6 protein-coding genes are annotated in these 5,794 nt (G+C 71.1%); 1 reads left to right on the top strand and 5 read right to left on the bottom strand.

Annotated elements, in window-relative coordinates:
• The 5 genes from ACWEN3_RS39600 to ACWEN3_RS39620 all read right to left on the bottom strand — a co-directional run.
• Nucleotides 1-243: FAD-dependent oxidoreductase (locus ACWEN3_RS39600; protein WP_452981521.1), on the bottom strand; the 243-nt coding region annotated here is incomplete at its 3' end.
• On the bottom strand, nucleotides 240-602 hold the full coding sequence (locus tag ACWEN3_RS39605; protein WP_452981524.1) for a bifunctional 3-phenylpropionate/cinnamic acid dioxygenase ferredoxin subunit: 363 nt from the start codon (nucleotides 600-602) through the stop codon (nucleotides 240-242). The genes ACWEN3_RS39605 and ACWEN3_RS39600, both read right to left, overlap by 4 nt.
• Nucleotides 603-906: 304 nt before the next feature.
• Nucleotides 907-1,539 carry an MBL fold metallo-hydrolase gene (locus ACWEN3_RS39610; protein WP_452981526.1) on the bottom strand — a complete coding sequence of 211 codons (633 nt, stop codon included), beginning with the start codon at nucleotides 1,537-1,539 and terminating at the stop codon, nucleotides 907-909.
• The gene (locus tag ACWEN3_RS39615) at nucleotides 1,539-2,624 is read right to left on the bottom strand and encodes an S-(hydroxymethyl)mycothiol dehydrogenase (RefSeq protein ID WP_452981529.1); all 1,086 of its coding nucleotides are present in this window, start codon (nucleotides 2,622-2,624) and stop codon (nucleotides 1,539-1,541) included. Before ACWEN3_RS39615 ends, ACWEN3_RS39610 begins: the two co-directional genes overlap by 1 nt.
• A 336-nt stretch (nucleotides 2,625-2,960) precedes the next feature.
• Complete coding sequence (locus ACWEN3_RS39620; RefSeq protein WP_452981532.1) at nucleotides 2,961-3,734, bottom strand: TetR/AcrR family transcriptional regulator; 774 nt, start codon at nucleotides 3,732-3,734, stop codon at nucleotides 2,961-2,963.
• Nucleotides 3,735-4,016: 282 nt separating this feature from the next.
• Here ACWEN3_RS39620 and ACWEN3_RS39625 point away from each other — a divergent pair, with 282 nt between their 5' ends.
• Complete coding sequence (locus ACWEN3_RS39625; RefSeq protein ID WP_452981534.1) at nucleotides 4,017-5,708, top strand: MFS transporter; 1,692 nt, start codon at nucleotides 4,017-4,019, stop codon at nucleotides 5,706-5,708.
• Nucleotides 5,709-5,794: the final 86 nt, after the last annotated feature.

The following is a 5,794-nucleotide window of genomic DNA, read 5'->3' on the forward strand; positions in this document are numbered from 1 at the left end:
GAGTCCGGTGGCGCGGACGCCGAGCACCCACTCGGCCCCGAGTTCCTCGCCGTCCGTCTCCAGCGCCAGGTCCGCTTCGGCGATGGCGCCGGCCAGGAACTCCTTGGACAACGGCGGCCTGTCGTACGGGCGGTGCGGCTCGTCGCCGATGACGACCAGACGGCCGTCGTACCCCCGTTGCCGCAGTGACCGCGCGGCCGACAGACCGGCCAGCGAGGCGCCCACCACGGCCACGGTCCTCACGCGGGGCCTCCGGCCAGGCGGGCTGCGACGCACGGCGGCAGGTTGGGCGCCTCCGTGGAGAGCCGCACGTAGACCATGCCGTCCTCGACGACGACCTCGTGCGTGCGGACCGGGAGCTTGGCCGGAGGGGCGTCCACGGCTCCCGTCCTCAGGTCGAACTTGGAGGCGTGCAGCGGGCATTCGACCTCGCAGCCCTCCAGCCAGCCGTCGGCGAGCGAGGCGTCCTGGTGGGTGCAGGTGTCGTCGATGGCGAAGAGCTCGCCGTCATCGGTGTGGAACACCGACACCGGCGGGTCGCAGTGGAGCCGGTGGGCCTCGCCTCGCGGCAGATCCGCGAGACGGCACGCGGGAATCATCATGACACCTCGGTGCGTATAGCGAAACGGATTGCGATGAGCGCAACGTCAGTCTGGGGGCCGCCCTGAAGCCTTGTCAAGGCATCCAGAGGCCGGTTTGCGCGGGCTTCGACGGCGGTTTTCCGGGCATGCCGAAGCGACCTCGAAAGCGCAGGTGAGCGGGTGGAACAGAAGGCGTTGACCGTGCGGCGACGGCCCTGCCGCCGATGCCGTCCGCAGGGGGCGTCACCAGGGCAGGGCCGCTTTTCGCCGGGCGTCCGGATGCCTCGGGTCACGGGGTGTCCGGGTGCCGCGGCGCACCGGGCGGTCAGAAGCCGCGGTCGATCCACTCCTGGAGGTGCGGCGCCTCGGCGCCGATGGTGGTGGTGTCCCCGTGGCCGGTGTGCACGACGGTGTCGTCCGGCAGGGTGAGGAGGCGGTCCCTGATCGAACCGATGATGGTGGGGAAGTCGCTGTACGACCTTCCCGTCGCCCCGGGCCCGCCGGCGAACAGGGTGTCGCCGCCGAGGAGCGCGGAGAGCTCCGGGGCGTACAGACAGACGGCGCCGGGGGCATGGCCAGGGGTGTGCAGCACGGTCAGCGGCGTGCCCGCGACCGTGAGGCGCTGCCCGTCGGTCAGCTCGCCGTCGGGCGCCCGGTCGGGATGGGTCTGCTTCCACAGCGGCAGGTCGTCGGCGTGCAGCAGGACCGGCGCTCCGGTGCGGGCGGCCAGCTCGGGCGCGCCACCGATGTGGTCGTCGTGCGCGTGGGTGCACACGATGGCACGCAGGGTGCGTCCGCCGAGGGCCCGGAGGATGGCGCCGGCGTCGTGGGCGGCGTCTACGACGACCGCCTCGGCGTCGTCCCCCACGATCCACACGTTGTTGTCGACGTCCCAGGTGCCGCCGTCCAAGGAGAACGTCCCCGACGTGACGAGGCGCTCGATGCGGGCGCCCGGCATCAGAGGAGCACCACCGAGCGCAGCACGTCCCCGCCGTGCATCCGCTCGAAGGCCTTTTCGACCTCGTCCAGCGCGATGGTCTCGGTGACGAAGGCGTCCAGGTCGAGGCGGCCCTGCAGATAGAGGTCGATGAGCATCGGGAAGTCGCGCGAGGGCAGGCAGTCGCCGTACCAGGACGACTTCAGCGCCCCGCCCCGGCCGAAGACGTCCAGCAGGGGCAGCTCCAGCTTCATCTCCGGCGTGGGTACGCCGACCAGCACCACCGTGCCGGCGAGATCGCGGGCGTAGAAGGCCTGCCGGTACGTCTCCGGACGGCCCACCGCCTCGATCACGACGTCCGCGCCGAAGCCCCCGGTCAGCTCGCGCACCGCGTCGACCGCCTCCACGTCCTTGGAGTTGACCGTGTGGGTCGCGCCCAGCCCGCTCGCCGTGGCCAGCTTGCGGTCGTCGATGTCCACGGCGATGATCTTCGCCGCGCCCGCCAGCTTCGACCCGACGACCGCCGCGGCTCCGACACCGCCGCAGCCGATCACGGCGACGGTGTCACCGCGTCCGACGTTGCCGGTGTTGATGGCCGCGCCGAGGCCCGCCATCACCCCGCAGCCCAGCAGTCCGGCGGCGGCCGCCGACGCGGCCCGGTCGACCTTGGTGCACTGACCGGCCGCCACCAGCGTCTTCTCGGCGAAGGCGCCGACCCCCAGGGCCGGCGAGAGTTCCGTGCCGTCGGTCAGGGTCATCTTCTGCTTGGCGTTGTGCGTGTCGAAGCAGTACCACGGCCGGCCGCGCAGACAGGCCCGGCACCGGCCGCACACGGCACGCCAGTTGAGGATCACGAAGTCACCGGGGGCCACGTCGGCGACCCCCTCGCCGACCGCCTCCACCACGCCCGCGGCCTCGTGCCCCAGCAGGAAGGGGAAGTCGTCGCCGATGCCGCCCTCGCGATAGTGCAGATCGGTGTGGCAGACGCCGCAGGCCTCGATCTTGACCAGCGCCTCACCCGGCCCGGGGTCGGGCACGACGATCGTCTCAATGCTGACAGGGGCGCCCTTGCTCCGCGCGACGACACCACGGACCTGCTGAGTCATGGCCACTCCTCGACCGACAGAGGGACAGGATGTTGCCTATTACGGCACGCATCTCATGTTTCGCAACACAGCATCGCGGAGTCCGAACCAGCGGTCAATAATCCGTCACGAGACGAAAGGAGGCTCCGTCACGGCCCACCGACGAGGCATCGGAGTGGGCGCGTCGTATGCCAATTGCCGGGCGGGGGCCAGCAGGAGGACGAGCGGGCTGCTCGGACGCACCCGCGTCCACGTAGCCACCCGGCACGGGCACTTGCCCGAGATGGGGTCGGCAGCGGCCGGCCACGTCGGCCCTCGCTGCGGCGATTGCACGCTTGCCGTTCCACGAGGAAGGCGTCAGGCCGGCGGGTTCGGCAGGTAGCTTGCCAGGCCGCGCAGGATGATCTCCAGGCCGGTCTCGAACCGTTCGTCGGAGGAGTCCGTGACCATCAGCCCGGCCAGGGCGCGCAGATGGGGGAAGTCGCCCGCGGGCAGGGACGCGAAGTAGTTCTGCATCTCGTCGGCCATCTCGCGCCAGTCGGGACGCGCCAGGGAGGAACCGTCACCGCCGTGCTGGGCCGCGCGGTCCTGCCACATGCCCTCCTCCAGGACGAAGCCGTCGATGTACGTGGAGATGAGGTCACCGGCCTCCGCCGCGATGCGGTCGGGCAGCCCGGCGGTACGGAAGACGGCGAGCAACGCCTCCACGTGCGGCAGCAGTTCGGCGGTGAAGGGGACGTGGGCCATGGAGATCCTGGCCATGTCCCGGTGGGACAGCAGCCGCTTGCGGCCCGCGCGGGCGTAGTCCCGCACCTGCTCCCGCCACCGCTCCGGGTCGGGTTCGGGCATCTCGAAGCCGTCGAAGAGGCGGGTGTACATCAACTCCAGAAGGTCGTCCTTGGAGCTGACGTGGGCGTACAGGGCGGAGACCGTGACCCCCAGCTCGGCCGCGACCTGACGCATCGACAGCCCGTCGAGCCCCTGGCGGTCCAGCACGGTGAAGGCGGCCTCGACCACTCGTTCACGCGACAACGGGGCGCGCGCCGGGGTGACATGGGCGCGCGCGGGGCGCTCGCGCTCCCAGGGGGACGGCGGAGGAGATGCGGGGGTGCCGGCGGCCGCGTCGGTCATGAGGACAGTCTAGGTGCCGGGAGAACAGTGTTCTCCCGGGCGCCCGGCGGCCTTCACGGCAAGCAACGCGATATATCTTGTCCAGCATCCGAAGTTGCGCTATATCTTAATGAACAGCGTTCGCCGAGTGAGCACTGTTCCGTTAGGGTGAACGCTGTTCTCTGGGGCGTCAAGTCATCCGCCCCTCCGCCCGGGCCGGGCCAACGAGCCGGGCACCACAATCCATCCGCCCCACCGCGCCCCGGTCACCAGCCCGGCGTGGCCCTCCTCCGAGGAGTTCCGATGTCCACCACCGGTGTCGCGTCCGCCGAGACGCCCACCGACTCGCCAGCGCCCTACCGGTGGCGCTGGGCTGCGCTCTTCGTGATCCTCGCGGCCGAGGTGATGGATCTCCTCGACGCGGTCGTCACGAACATCGCCGGCCCCTCCATGCGGGCCGACCTCGGCGGCGGAGCCTCCACTCTGCAATGGCTCGCCGCCGCGTACACCCTCTCGATGGCCGTCGGCCTCGTCACCGGAGGACGGCTCGGCGACATCCACGGGCGCCGCCGGATGTTCCTCGTGGGGGCCGCCGGCTTCACCCTGGGTTCGCTGCTGTGCGCGGTGGCCGTGTCGCCCGAGATGCTGATCGGCGCACGCGTCGTACAGGGGCTGTTCGGCGCGGTGATGCTGCCGCAGGGCCTCGGCATGATCAAGGAGATGTTCCCGCCGAAGGAGTCGCAGAAGGCGTTCGGCATGTTCGGCCCGGTCATGGGTCTGTCCGCGGTGTGCGGGCCGATCCTGGCGGGCTGGCTCGTGGACGCCGACTACTTCGGCACCGGCTGGCGGATGATCTTCCTGATCAACCTGCCGCTGGGGGCCGCCGCCTTCCTCGGCGCCCTGCGCTACCTGCCGAGGGGCCGGTCCGGCGACAAGCCGCGCCTGGACATCCCCGGCATGCTCCTGGTCTCGCTGGCCGCGCTGCTCATCATCTTCCCGCTGGTTCAGGGCCGTGAGTACGACTGGCCCGTGTGGACGTTCGCGATGATGGCCGCCTCGGTGGTCGTGTTCGTCGCCTTCGGCATGTACGAGTCGCGCCGCAGCAAGGACGGCCGGGACCCGCTGGTCGTCCCCAGCCTCTTCCGCAAGCGTGGCTTCAGCGGCGGCATGACCCTCGGACTGGTCTTCTTCTCGACCATGCAGGGCTTCATGCTGGTCTTCAACCTCTACACCCAGCTCGGACTCGGCTACTCGCCGCTGAAGGCGGGCCTCGTGATGGTGCCCTGGTCGGGCGGCATGATCGTCGGCTTCGGCGTCGCCCAGGGTGTCGCCCGGTTCGGACGTGCCGTGCTGCAGGCGGGCGCGCTGGTCATGGCGCTCGGTGTGTTCGGTGTGTGGCTCACCCTCGACAAGGTGGGCAGCGGAGTCGGCCCCTGGCAGCTCCTGCCGTCCCTGCTCGTCACCGGCATCGGGATGGGCCTGCTCATGGCGCCGTTCTTCGACATCGTGCTCGCCAGCGTCGAGCAGCACGAGACGGGCTCGGCGTCCGGCACGATGACCGCCGTACAGCAGCTCGGCGGCGCCTTCGGCGTGGCCCTTCTCGGCACCGTGTTCTTCGGTCTGCTGGGTGGCGGGATCGCCACCGCCGTCGACCACCGGGCGGACGGCCTGCGCGGGCAGCTCGCCGCCGCGCGTGTCGCCCCGGCCGCTCAGGACCGTGTGGTGGCGGACCTGCGCAAGTGCGCCTCGGACCGCGCCACCGCCAAGGACCCGGCCGCGACCCCGGCCTCCTGCACACGCCTGGAGCGGGACACCCGTGCCGCCGTGACGTCCCCTCAGGCCGGCGCCCAGGTGCCCGCCGCGCTGAAGGCCACCGCGTCGTCGGCCTTCGAGAGCGGCTTCGGCAGCGTCATGAAGACCGTGCTGTGGATCGTCGACGGCATGCTCGCCCTGACCTTCCTGCTCGCCTTCCTCCTGCCGCGCCACGCCGGGTGAAGGCGTACCGCAAGCACGTCCGCGAGGGCACGGCCGCACCGGTGCTGCTGTGGTGGGTGACCTTCCTCGACGGCTGGCTCCTGCTC

The sequence above is a fragment of the Streptomyces sp. NPDC004561 genome (assembly GCF_053602155.1).